Here is a 17,826-nt window from a genome sequence, read left to right as displayed (position 1 = left end):
CGTTACTCGTCGTCGAAGTTGTAGCTGCCCGGCGCCAGGTTTTCGAAACGGGTGTACTTGCCGATGAACGCCAGTCGTGACGTGCCGATCGGGCCGTTCCGCTGCTTGCCGATGATGATCTCGGCGATGCCTTTGTGTTCGGTTTCCGGGTGATACACCTCGTCCCGGTACACGAACATGATCACGTCGGCATCCTGCTCGATCGCTCCGGATTCCCGGAGGTCGGAGTTGATCGGGCGTTTGTTCGGTCGTTGCTCCAGGGAGCGGTTGAGCTGGGACAACGCCACCACCGGACAGTTGAATTCCTTGGCCAGGGCTTTCAAGGAACGGGAGATCTCGGAAATCTCGTTGGTCCGGTTGTCGCCACTGGAACCTGGAATCTGCATCAGTTGCAGGTAGTCGATCATGATCAGGCCAACCTCGCCATGCTCACGCACCAGGCGTCGAGTCCGCGCACGCATTTCCGACGGGCTGATACCGGCCGTATCGTCGATGAACAGCTTGCGATCATTGAGCAGGTTGACCGCCGAGGTCAGGCGTGGCCAGTCATCGTCTTCCAGACGTCCGGCACGGACCTTGGTCTGGTCGATCCGACCCAGCGACGACAACATACGCATGATCAGCGATTCGCCTGGCATCTCCAGCGAGTAGACCAGCACGCACTTGTCGCTGCGCAGCACGGCGTTTTCCACCAGGTTCATCGCAAAGGTGGTTTTACCCATGGATGGACGGCCGGCAACGATGATCAGGTCGGACGGTTGCAGGCCACTGGTCATTCCGTCGAGGTCGGTATAACCGGTGGACAGGCCGGTGATGGCGTTGTCGGTGTTGAACAAGGTGTCGATGCGATCGATGGCCTTGGTCAGCAGGTCATTCACGCTCACCGGGCCGCCGGTTTTTGGCCGGGCCTCGGCGATCTGGAAAATCTGGCGTTCCGCTTCGTCGAGAATCTCTTCAGCCGAGCGGCCTTCCGGGTTGAAGGCGCTGTCGGCGATTTCGGTGGCGATGCCGATCAACTGCCGCAACGTTGCTCGTGCGCGGACGATCTGCGCATAGGCCTTGATGTTAGCGACGGACGGCGTGTTTTTCGCCAGTTCGCCAAGGTAACCAAGGCCGCCGACCTGCGAGGTCTGACCTTCCTTGTCCAATTGCTCGGCAAGGGTCACGACGTCGATCGGCGAGTTCTGGTCAGCGAGCTTGGCGATCGCGCGGAAGATCAGACGGTGGTCATGCCGATAGAAATCGCCGTCGGAGACTTGATCGAGCACGCGTTCCCAGGCGTTGTTGTCCAGCATCAGACCACCGAGCACGGCCTGTTCGGCCTCGATGGAATGCGGCGGCACCTTCAGGGAAGCGGTTTGCAGATCGTATTGCTCGGGAGCGGAGATATCGTTCATGGCCACTTGGTTTATTTAAGAAAAGCAGGGGTTACAGAAAGACAAAGGGCACGACCTGTAAACAGGATCGTGCCCGATGTTACCGGCAAGCACCCGAGGGTGCCAGCCGACAAGTGCTGCTTAAGCTGCTACCACGACAACGCGTACGGTGGCTTCAACTTCGGCGTGCAGGTGCACGGCTACGTCGAATTCGCCTACGTTGCGGATAGTGCCGTTCGGCAGACGAACTTCGCTTTTTGCAACTTCAACGCCAGAGGCGGTCAGTGCATCAGCGATGTCGTGAGTACCGATCGAACCGAACAGCTTGCCTTCGTCGCCAGCGGTGGCAGTGATAGTCACTTCCAGCTCAGCCAGTTGGGCAGCGCGGCTTTCAGCCGAAGTTTTACGATCTGCTGCGGCTTTTTCCAGCTCAGCGCGACGCTCTTCGAACGCAGCCAGGTTGGCAGCGGTCGCAGCGGTAGCTTTGCCGTAAGGCAGCAGGTAGTTACGACCGTAACCAGCCTTAACGTTCACTTTGTCACCCAGGTTGCCCAGGTTGGTGACTTTTTCCAGAAGGATCAGTTGCATGTGAAAATCCTCTTAACTTTTAACCTTCACCGTTCGCGCTATCGACGTCTTTCGGCGTCGAACGACCGCGAAAATCAATCAGGCTGTCGACGATGGCCAAGACCACCAGCAACGGATAGATCAGCTGCATGAACAGCAACAGCGTGACGTACAACCCCACCAGCCAGAATCTGGCCAGTCGCTTTTGCGCCACCAGCCCGTGAATCAGGGCCAGCCCGGCGAACACCAGCGGTACACTGCACAACGGCGTCAACATGGCCATCTGCGGACCGATATTCGGCCCCAGAAGCATGAACGCCAGCAGTAACATCGCCAGCCCCAGCGGGAATCGGATGGCGCGAAACTCGCGACCAAAACCACCCGGGTTGTACAACAACGCCTGCCAGTAGCGCCCGACAAGCAGGCTCAGCACACTGACGATTTGCAACAAGGCCGCAATCAGGCCGGTCAGGACCGGTGCGATCAGGGACGCAAAATGCGCTTGCTCGTCTACCGACAACTTCTGGTAGACATCACCGAGTAGCGACGGCATGACTTTTATCAAAGCCTGCGCCAGCATCTCGATTTGGGGACCAAAAGCCGTCCCCAGCACCACTGAAAACACCACTCCCATCGCTATGCTGACCAGCAGCACGCGGTTCCAGGACTCGCTTGCGCGCAAAACCAACGCAAGGCTCCAAGACCCCAGCAGCACCAGAAGTGCCCGTGGGTCATCGGAGTAAAGCCACCAGATCAACGCCGGCAGCAGTCCCAGAGCAAGAACACCAATGGCGTCCTTCAATCCGCGCCGCAGGAGCACAAGGCATCCAGCGGCAGCACCCAACCAATACAACAACGGCAATGTTGCGCATCCGGCCACTACCAGAGTGGCCTGCATACGGCCGCGCATGATGAACTCAGCTATGGCACGCATGCTTTCAATCCTTTGCTACGTGTCGACTGCCCGGTCTCAGCGGCCGTGGCTGTCGGTGTAGGCCAGCAGGGCCAGGAAGCGGGCGCGCTTGATAGCGGTGGCCAGCTGACGCTGATAACGTGCTTTGGTACCGGTGATGCGGCTTGGAACGATTTTGCCGGTCTCGGATACATAAGCTTTCAGAGTGTTGAGATCTTTGTAATCGATCTCTTTCACGTCTTCAGCGGTGAAGCGGCAGAATTTACGACGACGGAAGAAACGTGCCATGTAATAGGCTCCTCAAAAGGTCCGTGGATTACTCGTCAGCGTTATCGCTGTTGTCGCTGTCATCACTATCAACGCTTTCAGCGCCTTCGTGCTCAGGACGGTCGCGACGCTCACGGCGCTCACTGCGGTTTTCTTCAGCCTTGAGCATCTCGGATTGGCCGGTAACGGCTTCTTCGCGACGGATGACCAGGTTACGGATCACTGCATCGTTGTAGCGGAAGTTGTCTTCCAGCTCGGCCAGGGCCTTGCCAGTGCACTCAACGTTCAGCATCACGTAGTGAGCCTTGTGAACATTGTTGATTGCGTAGGCCAGTTGACGACGGCCCCAATCTTCCAGACGGTGGATTTTGCCGCCGTCTTCTTCGATCAGCTTGGTGTAACGCTCTACCATGCCGCCGACTTGCTCGCTTTGATCCGGGTGGACCAAAAAGATGATTTCGTAATGACGCATGAATGCTCCTTACGGGTTGTAGCCTGCCGCTCAAAAGCGGTCAGACAAGGAGTGAATGACACTTATGGACTTGCTTGCGATAGACACATGCGTGCCTGCCGTCACAGCAAGGGGCGCAATTGTAGAGAAGGGACAGAAGAGGTGCAAGGCAATTGGTGATTATTTGAACAGTTCGTCCACACGCCAAATTTTGCCTCACCACAAACTACTGTGGGAGCGAGCTTGCTCGCGATGTGGATATAACATTCAACATTGATGCTGAATGCTACACCGCTATCGCGAGCAAGCTCGCTCCCACAGGGGGCTTACAGCAGATCAGGACTTTTTGGCGGTTCCGGCGGCTTTGACGCTACGCTGGCGCTGAGCCTCGAACAGGCAAACGCCAGTCGCCACAGACACGTTGAGGCTGCTGACGCTACCGGTCATCGGCAGGTGCACCAGATAATCGCAAAGATCGCGAGTCAGGCGACGCATCCCGCTGCCTTCCGCGCCCATGATCAGGATGGTCGGGCCGGTCATGTCGTGCTGATACAGGCTCTGCTCAGCCTCGCCCGCCGTACCGACGACCCACAAGCCGCGCTGCTTGAGTTTTTCCAGGGTGCGCGCCAGGTTGGTCACGGCGACCAACGGAATCACTTCCGCCGCGCCACAGGCGACTTTTCGCACCGTCGGGGTCAGCGTGGCTGACTTGTCCTTCGGCACGATCACCGCCAATGCGCCGGCCGCATCGGCCGAACGCAGGCAAGCGCCGAGGTTGTGCGGATCGGTCACGCCGTCGAGCACCAGCAACAGCGGCGCGCCTTCGGTGCGATCGAGCAGCTCGTCGAGCATCGCCTCGCCCCAGACCTGGCTCGGACTCACGTCCGCCACCACGCCCTGGTGCACACCATCAACCCAGGCATCCAGCTCACGGCGCTCGGCGTTGCCGACGGCCACGCGATTTTCGTTAGCCAGCTCGATCAGCGTCTGAACCCGCGGATCACTGCGGCCTTCGGCCAGCCAGATCTGCTTGACGCGTTTCGGGTGGTGACGCAGCAACGCTTCTACAGCGTGCACGCCGTAGATCTTTTCCAACTGACTCATGACTTGGCCTTCGGTTTACGCGCCCCGCCGCTTTTGGCGGCTGGAGCAGAACCCGCTTTTGGCGGGCCTTTACGGTGTTTGCTCGGTTTGGCTGGCTTGCCGCCGGGAGCCTTGTCAGGCGCCGACCGTCCGGTCTTTCCCCCAGACGCCGCTTTACCGCCACTTTTCGCTTCAGACAGCAACGCCTGCTTCATCTCACGGCTTTTGCGCAATTCAGCATTTTTCGCCGCAGCATCGCCTGGACGATAGGCTTCGACAGCCTTTTCCTTGGCAGGACGACGACCGGTTTTCGCCGGGGCCGGCTCTGCAGCCGTTTTGGTAGCTGGTGCAGCGGTTTCAGTCCCGCGCTTCTTGCGACCGATCGGCGCGCTGATGGTCTTTTCAGCCATCTCGAAGTCGATCTTGCGCTCGTCGAGGTCGACGCGCATGACGCGCACTTCAACAGTATCGCCAAGGCGGAAGCTGCGACCGGTACGCTCACCGGCGAGGCGGTGGTGCACAGGATCGAAGTGGTAGTAATCACCCGGCAGCGCGGTGACGTGCACCAGGCCTTCGACGTAGATATCGGTCAGCTCGACGAACAGACCAAAACCGGTCACGGCAGTGATCACACCCGGGAACGATTCGCCCACGCGGTCTTTCATGAACTCGCACTTGAGCCAGTTCACGACATCGCGGGTCGCTTCGTCGGCACGGCGCTCGCTCATCGAGCACTGCTCGCCGAGCTGTTCCAGAATCGCTTCGTCGTACGGGTAGATGCGCGCTTTCGGAATGGTCATCGCGCCAGCACGGCGAACATGCGGGGTGTCCATTTTCGAATGGATGACACTGCGAATCGCCCGGTGCGTTAGCAAGTCCGGGTAGCGGCGGATCGGCGAGGTGAAGTGGGTATAGGCTTCGTAATTCAGGCCGAAGTGGCCCTGGTTATCGGCGCTGTACACCGCCTGACTCAACGAACGCAGCATGACGGTCTGGATCAGATGGAAATCCGGACGGTCCTTGATGCTCGCCAGCAATGCCTGGTAATCCTTCGGCGACGGGCCGTCCTTGCCTTTGTGCAGGGACAGGCCGAGCTCGCCAAGGAAAGCGCGCAGTTTTTCCAGACGCTCCGGTGGCGGGCCATCGTGGACGCGATACAGCGCAGGGATTTCGTGCTTTTTCAGGAATTCGGCGGTGGCCACGTTGGCCGCCAGCATGCATTCCTCGATCAGCTTGTGGGCGTCGTTACGAACGGTTGGACGGATTTCGGCAATCTTGCGCTCGGTCCCGAAGATGATCCGGGTTTCCTGCGTTTCGAAATCGATCGCGCCACGCACGTGACGAGCGGCCAGCAGCACTTTGTACAGTGCGTAAAGCTGCTTGAGGTGCGGCAGAACGTCGTTGTACTCACCACGAAGCTGGCGAGCTTCGGTGACTTTCGGCGTTTCCAGCATCGCGCTGACCTTGTTGTAGGTCAGGCGAGCGTGGGAGTGAATCACCGCTTCGTAGAAGCAGTAGTCGGTCATCTCCCCGGATTTGGAGATGGTCATCTCGCAAACCATGGCCAGGCGATCGACATGCGGGTTCAGCGAGCACAGGCCGTTGGACAGCTGCTCAGGCAGCATCGGCACGACGCGCTCGGGGAAATACACCGAGTTGCCGCGAACCTGGGACTCATTGTCCAGCGCCGAACCGATTTTCACGTAGCTGGAAACGTCGGCAATCGCCACGTACAACTTCCAGCCGCCGGAGAACAGGCGCAGTTTGCCCGGCTTGGCTTCGCAGTAAACCGCATCATCGAAGTCGCGCGCATCTTCGCCGTCGATGGTCACGAACGGCAGATGACGCAGGTCGATGCGCTTCTCTTTGTCTTTCTCTTCGACTTCCGGCTTGAGCTTGGCGGCTTCTTTCAGCACAGCCTCAGGCCAGACGTGAGGAATATCGTAGGTGCGCAGGGCAACGTCGATTTCCATGCCCGGCGCCATGTAGTTACCCACGACTTCAACCACGTCGCCTTGCGGCTGGAAGCGTGGTGTCGGCCAGTGAGTGATCTTCACTTCGACGAACTGACCGATCTGGGCGTTGGCGTTACGGCCCGGCGTCACCAGCACTTCTTGCTGGATCTTCGGATTGTCCGCAACGACGAAACCAATACCGCCCTCTTCGAAGTAGCGACCGACGATGGTCTCGTGGGCACGGGAGACCACTTCGACGATCATGCCTTCGCGACGACCGCGACGGTCAAGACCGGAAACACGGGCCAGCGCACGGTCGCCATCGAACACCAGACGCATTTGCGCAGGGCTCATGAACAGGTCGTCACTGCCGTCGTCCGGGACCAGGAAGCCGAAGCCGTCACGGTGACCGCTGATGCGGCCCAGGATCAGGTCGAGCTTATCCACCGGCGCATAGGTGCCGCGACGGGTATAGATGAGTTGAGCGTCGCGCTCCATGGCGCGCAGGCGGCGGCGCAGGGCTTCGATCTGATCTTCTGTAGTCAGACCAAACTCTTCGACCAGCTGCTCGCGGTTAGCAGGCGAACCCCGATCAGCAAGGTGCTGAAGGATCAGTTCGCGGCTAGGAATAGGGTTTTCATATTTTTCCGCTTCACGAGCGGCCTCGGGATCGAGGGACTGCCAATCGGCCATTAGAGAGTTTTCACCTTGTCTATATGCGGGTTAGTTTGGCATAGGCGTAATGAAACGGGAAATTTCAGGCTATGACAGCCCATCTAAAGCCCTTTATCGACAGCGCGAAGCTGAATTAAATGCCATTGGTAAAATTTTCCAGGTTTTTTAGACCTCAGGGGTTTACAGTTAAAAAGACGCTCCGTATAGTGCGCGCCATCGACGACGCAGACGCATTGTCGATAATGCCCAGATGGTGAAATTGGTAGACACGCCAGCTTCAGGTGCTGGTGACCGCAAGGTCGTGGAAGTTCGAGTCTTCTTCTGGGCACCAATTTCGAGCTTGAGATTAGATCAATTTCAAGGCTCACACAAAAACCCGCGAAAGCGGGTTTTTTGCATTCTAAGCCTCTGATTTATTAAAACTAAATCAGGGGTTTACAGATCAAAAAGCTCTCCGTATAGTGCGCCACATCAACAGCGGCAACGCTGAAGATTATGCCCAGATGGTGAAATTGGTAGACACGCCAGCTTCAGGTGCTGGTGACCGCAAGGTCGTGGAAGTTCGAGTCTTCTTCTGGGCACCAATTCAAATTTCAGAGTCGATCTGAAATTTCACAAAAACCCGCGAAAGCGGGTTTTTGCGTTTCCGGGGTTTGTGTAGGAGCTGCCGAAGGCTGCGATCTTTTGATCTTCAGCAATTTCAGCTCCACCAACAATCAAGATCAAAAGATCGCAGCCTTCGGCAGCTCCTACCAACCCCTCACCCGCTGCAAGGCGCACTTGAGAAACAATATCGTTTATCATTGTTTCAAGTTTTTGCAATGCGACAGTGAGGAACCTTGCGAATGATGTTTCGAAATACCCTACGCCGCGGCCTGACCATGACCCTGCTCGGCCTGGCACTCGCCACTCCCCTCACCCAAGCCGCCGAACCGGTTTCCCTGACACTCTATAACGGTCAACACAAAGAAGTCGGCGACGCCATCGCCAAAGCCTTCGAAGCCAAGACCGGGATTCACGTCAATGTGCGCAAAGGCAGCAGCAACCAGCTCGCCAGCCAGGTCGTCGAAGAAGGCGATCGCTCCCCTGCCGACGTGATCTACACCGAAGAATCGCCACCACTGAACAAACTCGGCGAACAAGGCCTGCTCGCACAGACCGATGCCGCCACCCTCGCCGCTCTGCCAAAAGATTACGTTGCCGGCAACGGCACCTGGATCGGTGTCACCGCACGGGTCCGCGTGGTCGCCTTCAACCCGAAACTGATCGACGAAAAAGACCTGCCCAAGTCGGTCATGGAGTTCTCCGATCCGAAATGGCAAGGCAAGGTCGGTTTCGTGCCTACCAGCGGCGCCTTCCAGGAACAGGCTGTGGCAATCATCAAAGTGCACGGCATGGACGCAGCCGAAGAATGGCTGACCGGCTTGCGTGCTTTCGGTAAGACCTACAGCAACAACATGGTTGCACTGAAGGCAGTGGAAAACGGCGAAGTCGCCACCGTGCTGGTGAACAACTATTACTGGTTCGCCTTGCAGCGTGAAAAAGGCCAGCTCGATTCGAAACTTCATTATTTCACCGGCGGCGACGTCGGTGGGCTGATCACTGTTTCCAGTGCGGCCGTGCTGAAATCCAGCAAGCATCCAAAAGAAGCCCAGCAATTTCTCGCCTACATGGCCAGCGAAGAGGGTCAGCGCGTTATCACTCAGACCACCGCTGAATACCCACTGCACAAAGGCATGGAATCGGATCGTGGGCTCAAGCCGTTTAGCGAGCTCGAAGCACCGAAGGTCACGCCAGCCGATCTCGGCAATGCCGAAGAAGCCCTGGACCTGGAACGTGACGTTGGCTTGAACTGATGAGCGCATCGTTATCAGCTCCCGTCACGCGCGGGGGTTACGTACCGCGGCGCAAGCGGCCATCGATCTGGCTGTTGCTACCGGTTTTGCTGCTGGTGGTACTCAGCCTGTTGCCGCTGGCGTATGTCGGGCTCAAAACCTGGCAGGCCGGTTGGGCCGAGGCGCTGCATTTGTTGTGGCGCCCTTATGTGTTTGGCCTGCTGCGCAACACCCTGGCGCTGATGGTCGGTGTGACGCTCGCCTGTGGCGTGATCGGCCTGTCGCTGGCCTGGCTGCTTGAGCGCAGCAACTTGCCGGGGCGGCGCTTGTGGGGCGTGATTCTGTGCCTGCCGTTCGCGGTACCGGCATTTGTCAGCAGCTTTACCTGGGTCTCGTTGAGCGCTCATTTCGAAGGCTTGGGCGGGGCGATCCTGGTGATGACCCTGTCCAAGTATCCGCTGATCTTTCTGCCGGTCGCGGCGACCCTGCGCAATCTCGATCCCTCCCTCGAAGAATCCGCCCGCACACTGGGGCAAAATCGCTGGGGCGTATTTTTCAGAATCACTCTGCCGCTGCTCTGGCCTTCGTTGCTCGCCGGTTCGCTGCTGATCGCGCTGCACATGCTGGTGGAATTCGGTGCGCTGTCGATCATCGGCTTGCAGACGTTCACCACCGCGATCTATCAACAGTTCGAACTGGAATTCAGTAACGCGAATGCTGCAATGCTTTCCGCCGTGTTGCTGGCGCTGTGTCTGATGCTGCTGTGGTTGGAACTGCGCGTACGCGGCAAGGGCCGACACGTGCGCACCGGTCAGGGCGCGGCCCGGCATGCGGAACAGGTTCGGCTGGGGCCTTGGGCTGCTGTCGGACAACTTTATTGCCTGGCGCTGGCGATCATCGGCAGCGGTATTCCGCTCGGGATGCTCGCGTACTGGCTGGCAGTGGGTTCGTCGGCAGCATTCCCGGTGGCGGCAATCAGCGAGGCGCTGCTCTCCTCCCTGGCGTTGTCACTGGGCGGCGCGGCGCTGTGCCTGGTGCTGGCAGTGCCGGTGGGTTTGTTGGTGGTGCGCTACAAAGGCCAGCTGGCAATCTGGGCCGAACGCTTGCCGTATCTGCTGCATGCACTGCCAGGACTGGTGATCGCGCTTACGCTGGTGTATTTCGCCCTGCACTATGTGCCGGCGCTGTACCAGACTTCTGCGCTGCTGCTGATTGCTTATGCGTTGCTGTTTCTGCCGCTGGCGCAGGCGCCGATTCGTACGGCGCTGAACAAGGCTGCGCCGCAACTGGAAGAGGCTGCACGCACACTGGGGGCGTCGTCCTTCAGTGCGTTTTGCCGGGTGACGTTGCCGATCATCTTCCCGGCATTGGGCGCGGCGTTTGCGCTGGTTTTTCTGGATGCGATGAAGGAATTGACGGCGACGTTGCTGCTGAGCCCGACTGGGCTCAATACGCTGGCGACGGAAGTCTGGGCGCATACCGCGAATGTAGAGTTTGCGGCGGCGGCGCCTTATGCGGCGTTGTTGATTTTGGTGTCGGGGTTGCCGGTTTATCTGCTTACTACCCGGATGTATTTGAGCCGCTGAGACCGCTATCGCGAGCAAGCTCGCTCCCACATTTGATCTATGGTGCTCACAAATCATGTGTTCACAGAAAATCTAATGTGGGAGCGGCGGTGCGACGATTCGACTTGCTCGCGAAGGGGCCAGACCAGAAAACCGATCAGGCCCTGAACTGCCCCAGACTCGCCTTCAACTGCGCTGCCAACCCATCCAGCACCTTGCCGCTGGCCGTGGTTTCCACCACCGCTTGAGCCGCCTTCTCAGCCTGCACATGAATGGTTTCAACCCGACCGCGCACCGCTTGCGCGCCTTGCGCCTGATGCGCCGCTGCCTGCGTTGCCAGACCAATCGCCGCATGAACCTGCTCGACCGACGCCTGCACCGATTGCTGCAACCGCGCACTGTCACGCAGCACCAGCAAACCTTCGCTGGCCTGACGCCCGGCCTGACCGATCGCTGCCACCGCCTCACGCGCACCTTGCTGCAAGGCAACGATGTGCGCCTGAATGTCGCCGGTGGAGCTCTGTGTCTTGCTCGCCAGCGCCCGCACTTCATCGGCCACCACAGCAAACCCGCGACCGGTCTCGCCCGCACGCGCCGCTTCGATCGCCGCGTTCAGCGCCAGCAGGTTGGTTTGCTCGGCGATCCCGTGAATCACCGTCAGCACCACTTCAATCTGCTCACTCTGCTGCGCCAGCCGCTCGATAACTTTCGCCCCGGTATCGACCTGCCCGGCCAACGCCTCGATCAGGCTGCCGACTTTCGCGGAGGTCCGCGTGTTTTCATCCGTGGCCGAACGAATATCCACCACCTGCTGCAAAGCTGCCTGCATGGCATGACTTTCAGACTGGGCTTCGTCAGCCATTTGCGACAACGCACGCAGGCTCTCGGCTACTTCATCGCGCTGCATGCCCGCCGCTTTATCGGCCCCGGCATTGCGTAAAGTCATGGCGCCGATTTCCACGCCAGTGCGTTGAGCCACATCGCCCGCTTCGCGCACAATCGGCTGCAACTTATCCACAAAGCGATTGACCGCCGAGGCCATGTCGCCGATTTCGTCCTTACTGTTGATCTGCACGCGCTTGGTCAGGTCGCCCTCGCCCGCAGCCAGGTCGTCCATGGCAGCGATGAGCAATTTCAAGCGATTGACCACCCGACGGCCCAGCACCACCGCGAGCAACAGCAGCACACCGCTTCCCACCAGCGCCAGACCCATGCCGATGCGCCAGCGCAAGGTCGCCGCAGCTTCCTGCACAGTGCTGGTGGTATTGGCTTTCATTTCAGATGCCGTGGACTGAGCGGACGTCAGACGCGCACGCATCGCCGCGGCACTGTCAGCTGCCGCGCCCTTGAGGCTATCGCCCACCAATTGATCACTGCTGGCGATCAGCGCCGAGAAGCGTTTGTCCAGGGCCGCCAGATCGGTTTCCACCGAGGCGGTCGAGACGCCCATCAAGACCTTGCCGATTTCCACGCCGTTAGGATTGATCGAGGCTTCGAGGTAATAGACCGATGGATCGTTCTTCGCCGCATCCAGCACCTTGTCCAGGGCGCGCTCGCCCTGACCCTTCTCAAGCAGCGCCTTGTTGATCGGGTTCTCGCGGTTGAGGTAGCGCGTCAGATGCTGCCCCGTCGCGTCGTCGTAGACCACGAATAGCACATTGGGATTACGCTGAGCCCGGCGGGCAAATTCGGACAGGGTTGGAACATCGCTGTCCCACATGGCGCGGGGTGCGACCGAAGCCAGAAGCTGCGCCATATCATTGGCGGAGTCCTTCAGATCTTTCTCCAGCGTCGCACGCAGTTGTGCCTGCTCGTCCTTCAATCGCGAGGACAAACCCGCCGTAAGGCGCTGACGAGTACTGATGGAGAGACTGTCGAGGCTCGACGTGACTTCACGCCCTGCCTGCTCAAGCTCACCGGAAAGTTTTTGACTGTCGGCACCCAGGCGCACACCCAGATCGGCTTCCAGTGCGGTCACTGTGCTCCGAGTCAGGGCGACAGCCACCAGCACCTGCACCAACAGTGCGATACCAAGGGTAACGAACACAGGCCGTAATAGACGGCTTTGTAACAGTGAGAGAACGGCCGACACTTAGAATCCCTCTGCTTTAACGCCATTAAATTGATGGCACGCTAGAAGCGATGCGCTTAATGAAGTTCACAGCAAGGGTCGTGCCGTCCGACAGACAGAAACGACAAAGGCCCCAATTAAGGGGCCTTTGTGTTTTACATCAACGACTTATTAAGCGAACGGGTGACGCAGAACGATGGTTTCGTTGCGGTCCGGGCCCGTCGAAATAATGTCAATCGGCGCACCGACCAACTCTTCAACGCGTTTGATGTAGTTGCGTGCAGCCTGTGGCAGCTCTTCCAGGGTCTTGGCACCGACGGTGGATTCGGTCCAGCCCGGCATCTCTTCGTACACCGGCTCCAGGCCGATATAGCTGTCGGCGTCAGTCGGTGCGTCGATCACTGCACCATCCTGGTTCTTGTAGCCAACGCAGATGTTGATGGTTTCCAGACCGTCCAGCACATCCAGCTTGGTCAGGCACAGGCCCGAGATGCTGTTGACGTCGATAGCGCGACGCAGGATCACGGCATCGAACCAACCGCAACGACGGGCACGACCGGTGGTAGCGCCGAACTCGTGGCCACGCTTGGCCAGGAAAGCACCCACGTCATCGAACAGCTCAGTCGGGAACGGACCCGAACCAACACGAGTGGTGTAAGCCTTGGTGATGCCGAGGATGTAATCCAGGTACATCGGACCAAAACCCGAACCGGTAGCGATGCCGCCCGCGGTGGTGTTGGAGCTGGTGACGTACGGGTAAGTACCGTGGTCAATGTCCAGCAGGGAGCCTTGGGCGCCTTCGAACATGATGTCTTTGCCAGCGCGACGCAGTTCGTGCAGCTCAGCGGTGACGTCGAGCATCATCGGCTTCAGCAGCTCGGCGTATTCCATGCACTCGTCGAGTGTTTTCTGGAAGTCGATCGCAGGCTCTTTGTAGTAATTGACCAGAACGAAGTTGTGGTAATCCAGCAACTCGCCCAGCTTGGCGGCGAAACGCTCGCGGTGGAACAGGTCACCGATGCGCAGGCCACGACGTGCAACCTTGTCTTCGTACGCCGGACCGATGCCACGACCGGTGGTGCCGATCTTCAGCTCGCCACGGGCCTTTTCACGCGCCTGGTCCAGCGCTACGTGATAGGACAGGATCAGCGGGCAGGACGGGCTGATACGCAGGCGCTCGCGCACCGGTACGCCTTTCTCTTCCAGCTTGATGATTTCCCGCAGCAGAGCGTCGGGGGCAACCACCACGCCGTTGCCGATCAGGCACTGCACGCCTTCGCGCAGCACGCCCGACGGGATCAGGTGCAAGACGGTTTTTTCGCCATCGATCACCAGGGTGTGACCAGCGTTGTGGCCACCCTGGTAGCGCACTACGGCGGCAGCATGTTCGGTCAGCAGATCAACGATCTTGCCTTTGCCCTCATCACCCCATTGGGTGCCCAGGACTACGACATTCTTACCCATAACACTTGTCCTCATTCGCGCAAACTTGGTGCCGGCCGCGGCCGGCAGGAAAACTCAAGAAGCCAGTGGCGATACTTGCCAAAGCCCGTTCTGCTGAATCAATTGCCGGTCGCAGTCCGCTTCACGGGCGGCGGCCAAAGGTTGTCCAGGCAACGCCTGAACGACACGCTGACCCTCACTGCGCAACTGGCAAACCTGCTGCCAGAGTGCCGCATCCGTACTGTCAGGCATCCAGATACCGCCAGACGGTAATTCGATCTCAGCACGCCCCAGGGTCACCAGGGTTTTCAAATCGGTAGAGAAGCCGGTTGCCGGACGGGCGCGACCGAAGTCGGCACCGATGTCGTCGTAACGACCGCCCTGAGCAATGGACTGGCCAACACCCGGTACGAACACCGCAAACACCACACCGGTATGGTAGTGGTAGCCGCGCAACTCGCCCAGGTCGAAATACAACGGCAACTCAGGGAAACGCGTGGACAGGCGTTCGGCAATCGCCAGCAAGTCGTCCAGAGCGGCCAGTACCGGTGCCGGCGCATTCGCCAGACGCTCGCGGGCAGCGCTCAATACTTCACGGCCGCCACACAGGTCGACCAGCGCCCGCAACATGCCCGACAGATCGGCAGGCAAGCCTTCGGTCAAGGTAATGACCTCGTCGATGGCTTTACGTTGCAACGCATCGAACAACTGTTGTTCGACTTCACCGGACAAACCGGCGGCGCGAGCCAGGCCGCGGTAGATACCGACATGACCGAGGTCCATGTGCACATCCGGCACATCGGCCAGTTGCAGCATAGCCAACATCAGGCTGATGACTTCCACGTCGCTGCTCGGGCTGGCATCGCCGTACAACTCGGCACCCAGCTGGATCGGGCTGCGCGAGGACGACAAGGCGCGCGGCTGAGCGTGCAGGACGCTACCGGCATAGCACAGACGGCTCGGGCCTTCGCGACGCAAGGTGTGCGCATCGATGCGCGCCACTTGCGGCGTGATGTCGGCACGGAAACCCATCTGCCGGCCCGATTGCGGGTCGATGACCTTGAAGGTACGCAGATCGAGGTCCTGGCCCGCGCCGGTCAGCAGGGATTCCAGGTACTCGATATGGGGAGTCACGACAAACTCGTAACCCCAGCTCTGGAACAGATCCAACACCTGACGACGCGCAATTTCAATTCGCGCCGCCTCTGGTGGCAGTACTTCTTCGATGCCATCTGGCAGCAGCCAGCGGTCTACCGTTGCCATTACGCCATTCCCCTATAATCCGGGCGGCCAGCCTTTGGGCGAGCCTTGAGTGAAGCAGAAAATGATCGGCTCATGTGTACAAACCACGCGCATGAACAACAAGGCGAAAAGCCTGAAATCAGCTTCGCCAACCACTTTCCTCGAAAAACCAGTCGAGTCATTCAACTCGGACGCCTGCATAAAAACAGCAATCAAACGTGCAGACGCAAAAAAGCCGGGAATTTCCCGGCTGCCGCATCATACACACGTTTTCCCAAAGGATCACCCCGCCCGAGGCGTTAGCCGCCAGGCGGGGGATGATTCAGGTCAACGTCGTATCAAGGCTTGGCTTTTTCCAGGTAACGGAAGAAGTCGCTGCTTGGGTCCAGGACCATGACGTCGGATTTGTTCGCGAAGCTTTCACGGTAGGCACGCAGGCTACGGTAGAAACCGTAGAACTCCTGATCCTGGCCGTAGGCCTTGGAGTAGATCGCAGCCGCCTGGGCATCACCGTCACCGCGAACCTCTTCAGATTCACGATAGGCTTCAGCCAGCAACACGCGGCGTTGACGATCAGCGTCGGCACGAATGCCTTCCGACAGTTCGTTACCCTTGGCGCGGTGCTCGCGAGCTTCACGCTCACGCTCGGAACTCATGCGCTCGAACACGCTGCGGTTCACTTCTTTTGGCAGATCGATAGCCTTGACCCGAACATCGACAACTTCGATGCCCAGCTCTTTTTCCGCCATCTTGTTCAGCGAAGCGGTGATATCGGTCATCAACGCATCGCGCTCACCGGAAACCACTTCGTGCAGCGTGCGCTTACCGAACTGGTCACGCAGGCCCGACTCCAGACGACGGGAAAGTCGCTCGTCAGCAATCTGCTTGAGGCCGGAAGTCGCGGTGTAGAAGCGCTCGGCATCTTTCACGCGCCACTTGGCGTAGGCATCAACCATGACGGCTTTCTTTTCCAGCGTCAGGAAGCGTTGTGTCGGTGCATCCAGCGTCATCAGTCGTGCGTCGAATTTGCGCACCTGGTTAACGTAAGGCACTTTCACATGCAGGCCCGGCTGAACATCAGTCTGGACCACACGACCGAACTGCAGCAGCACCGCACGCTCGGTCTGAGCCACGATGTAGAAGCAGTTCCAGGCAGCGATCGCCACGACGACGCCGACAATAAGGGCGATCAGCGATTTATTGCTCATCAGCGACTCTCCCTGGTGCGTGCTTGCTGTTGCTGCAGATCGACTGCACGCACATTCGCTTCATTGCTGGTGGCTGCCGCGCCGGTCACCGGAGTGCTGGTGTTGCGACCGCTTTCGACCATCTTGTCCAGCGGCAAGTACAGCAGATTGCTCTGGCCATTCTTGTTGCCGGTCACGAGAACCTTGCTGGTATTGCTGAAGACTTCCTGCATGGTGTCCAGGTACAGACGCTGACGGGTCACTTCAGGTGCCTTGCGATATTCGCTCACCAGCTTGGTGAAGCGATCAGCCTCACCCTTGGCGCGCGAGACGGTTTCGTCACGGTAACCATTGGCATCTTCGATGATGCGCTGGGCCTGACCACGGGCTTCCGGCACGACGCCGTTGGCGTAGGTTTCAGCCTGGTTACGCGAACGCTGCTCGTCTTCACGGGCGCGGATCACGTCATCGAAGGCTTCCTGCACTTCACGCGGTGCGGCTGCGCTCTGTACGTTGACCTGAGTGACGGTGATGCCGGTGCGGTATGTATCCATGAAGCGTTGCAGACGCTCCTTGATTTCGCTGGCCATCAATTCACGACCTTCGGTCAGCACCTGATCCATAGCGGTGGAACCCACCACGTGGCGCAAGGCACTTTCGGTCGCGTGCTGCAGGCTGATTTCCGGCTGATCGACGCTCAGCACGAAGTCCTGCAGGTTGCTGATCTTGTACTGCACGGTCAGCGGCACTTCGACGATGTTCTCGTCTTCAGTCAGCATTTGACCCTGCTTGGTATAGGCACGCTCACGCGTGACGTTTTCCAGGTACTTGCGATCGATCGGCGGGAAATAGATGTTCAGGCCCGGGCCGACGGTTTCGTAGTACTTGCCGAAGCGCAGCACCACGGCTTGCTCCTGCTCGTCGACTACATAGACCGCGCTGTACAGCCACACGGCCGCCAACACGACCAGGCCGATGCCGAGCAGACCGCCGAAGCCGCCACTCCTGCCCGAACCACCGCCGTCATCACCGCGTTTCTTACCACCACCGAACAACCCATTCAGGCTTTCCTGCAGCTTTCGGAAGGCCTCGTCGAGATCCGGTGGTCCCTTGCGGTCGCCGTTATTGCGGCGCTTGCCACCCCAAGGATCCTGATTATTCGAGTTGCCACCCGGCTCATTCCAAGCCATAGCGCT

At 59.1% G+C, this 17,826-nt stretch carries 15 protein-coding genes and 2 tRNA genes; 4 read left to right on the top strand and 13 right to left on the bottom strand.

The features are described 5' to 3' along the window. Positions 1-2 precede the first annotated feature (2 nt). The 7 genes from dnaB to rnr form a co-directional block, all read right to left on the bottom strand. A complete protein-coding gene (dnaB, locus tag ACMXYH_RS03730; RefSeq protein WP_415766336.1) occupies positions 3-1,397 on the bottom strand; it encodes a replicative DNA helicase in 1,395 nt (464 codons plus the stop codon). Positions 1,398-1,517: 120 nt separating this feature from the next. Continuing rightward, on the bottom strand, positions 1,518-1,964 hold the full coding sequence (gene rplI, locus ACMXYH_RS03725; RefSeq protein WP_003197251.1) for a 50S ribosomal protein L9: 447 nt from the start codon (positions 1,962-1,964) through the stop codon (positions 1,518-1,520). A 19-nt stretch (positions 1,965-1,983) separates the two neighbouring features. Next, positions 1,984-2,877, bottom strand: coding sequence for a hypothetical protein (locus tag ACMXYH_RS03720; protein WP_415766335.1), 894 nt, complete (start codon positions 2,875-2,877; stop codon positions 1,984-1,986). A 36-nt stretch (positions 2,878-2,913) separates the two neighbouring features. After that, positions 2,914-3,144 (bottom strand): 30S ribosomal protein S18, encoded by a 231-nt coding sequence (rpsR, locus tag ACMXYH_RS03715; protein WP_002551829.1) that lies wholly within the window; start codon positions 3,142-3,144, stop codon positions 2,914-2,916. 28 nt (positions 3,145-3,172) lie between these two features. Beyond that, complete coding sequence (gene rpsF, locus ACMXYH_RS03710) at positions 3,173-3,595, bottom strand: 30S ribosomal protein S6 (protein ID WP_054595362.1); 423 nt, start codon at positions 3,593-3,595, stop codon at positions 3,173-3,175. Positions 3,596-3,910: 315 nt separating this feature from the next. Then, entirely contained in the window at positions 3,911-4,678 is a 768-nt protein-coding gene (gene rlmB, locus ACMXYH_RS03705; protein WP_415766334.1) for a 23S rRNA (guanosine(2251)-2'-O)-methyltransferase RlmB, read from the bottom strand. After that, positions 4,675-7,305, bottom strand: a complete 2,631-nt coding sequence (rnr, locus tag ACMXYH_RS03700; RefSeq protein WP_134419843.1) for a ribonuclease R — start codon at positions 7,303-7,305, stop codon at positions 4,675-4,677. Before rnr ends, rlmB begins: the two co-directional genes overlap by 4 nt. A gap of 226 nt (positions 7,306-7,531) precedes the next feature. Here rnr and ACMXYH_RS03695 point away from each other — a divergent pair. Both ACMXYH_RS03695 and ACMXYH_RS03690 read left to right on the top strand, forming a co-directional pair. Then, positions 7,532-7,618, top strand: a tRNA-Leu gene (locus ACMXYH_RS03695). Between the two features lie 166 nt (positions 7,619-7,784). Beyond that, positions 7,785-7,871: transfer RNA gene (locus ACMXYH_RS03690), tRNA-Leu, on the top strand. Between the two features lie 28 nt (positions 7,872-7,899). Here the strand turns inward: ACMXYH_RS03690 and ACMXYH_RS03685 are convergent. Further along, positions 7,900-8,109 (bottom strand): hypothetical protein, encoded by a 210-nt coding sequence (locus ACMXYH_RS03685; protein ID WP_129438964.1) that lies wholly within the window; start codon positions 8,107-8,109, stop codon positions 7,900-7,902. A 23-nt stretch (positions 8,110-8,132) separates the two neighbouring features. Between ACMXYH_RS03685 and ACMXYH_RS03680 the strand changes: the two genes are divergently transcribed. Continuing rightward, positions 8,133-9,143, top strand: coding sequence for an iron ABC transporter substrate-binding protein (locus ACMXYH_RS03680; RefSeq protein ID WP_134419841.1), 1,011 nt, complete (start codon positions 8,133-8,135; stop codon positions 9,141-9,143). Beyond that, the gene (locus tag ACMXYH_RS03675) at positions 9,143-10,708 is read left to right on the top strand and encodes an ABC transporter permease (protein ID WP_415766333.1); all 1,566 of its coding nucleotides are present in this window, start codon (positions 9,143-9,145) and stop codon (positions 10,706-10,708) included. The genes ACMXYH_RS03680 and ACMXYH_RS03675 overlap by 1 nt, the downstream gene beginning before the upstream one ends. A gap of 136 nt (positions 10,709-10,844) precedes the next feature. Here the strand turns inward: ACMXYH_RS03675 and ACMXYH_RS03670 are convergent, their stop codons facing one another. The 5 genes from ACMXYH_RS03670 to hflK form a co-directional block, all read right to left on the bottom strand. Next, entirely contained in the window at positions 10,845-12,779 is a 1,935-nt protein-coding gene (locus ACMXYH_RS03670) for a methyl-accepting chemotaxis protein (protein WP_415766332.1), read from the bottom strand. Between the two features lie 150 nt (positions 12,780-12,929). Beyond that, entirely contained in the window at positions 12,930-14,222 is a 1,293-nt protein-coding gene (locus ACMXYH_RS03665) for an adenylosuccinate synthase (RefSeq protein ID WP_010464193.1), read from the bottom strand. A 54-nt stretch (positions 14,223-14,276) separates the two neighbouring features. Then, on the bottom strand, positions 14,277-15,464 hold the full coding sequence (locus tag ACMXYH_RS03660) for an ATP phosphoribosyltransferase regulatory subunit (RefSeq protein ID WP_415766331.1): 1,188 nt from the start codon (positions 15,462-15,464) through the stop codon (positions 14,277-14,279). A gap of 317 nt (positions 15,465-15,781) precedes the next feature. Further along, entirely contained in the window at positions 15,782-16,651 is an 870-nt protein-coding gene (gene hflC / locus ACMXYH_RS03655) for a protease modulator HflC (RefSeq protein WP_008156983.1), read from the bottom strand. Further along, positions 16,651-17,820 (bottom strand): FtsH protease activity modulator HflK, encoded by a 1,170-nt coding sequence (hflK, locus tag ACMXYH_RS03650; RefSeq protein ID WP_129438974.1) that lies wholly within the window; start codon positions 17,818-17,820, stop codon positions 16,651-16,653. Before hflK ends, hflC begins: the two co-directional genes overlap by 1 nt. Positions 17,821-17,826 lie beyond the last annotated feature (6 nt).

The sequence above is a fragment of the Pseudomonas frigoris genome (genome assembly GCF_047758635.1).
Classification (GTDB): Bacteria; Pseudomonadota; Gammaproteobacteria; order Pseudomonadales; family Pseudomonadaceae; genus Aquipseudomonas; species Aquipseudomonas frigoris.
The sequence above is the reverse complement of the archived record's forward strand: the minus strand, read 5'-3'. Positions and strand labels throughout refer to the sequence as shown.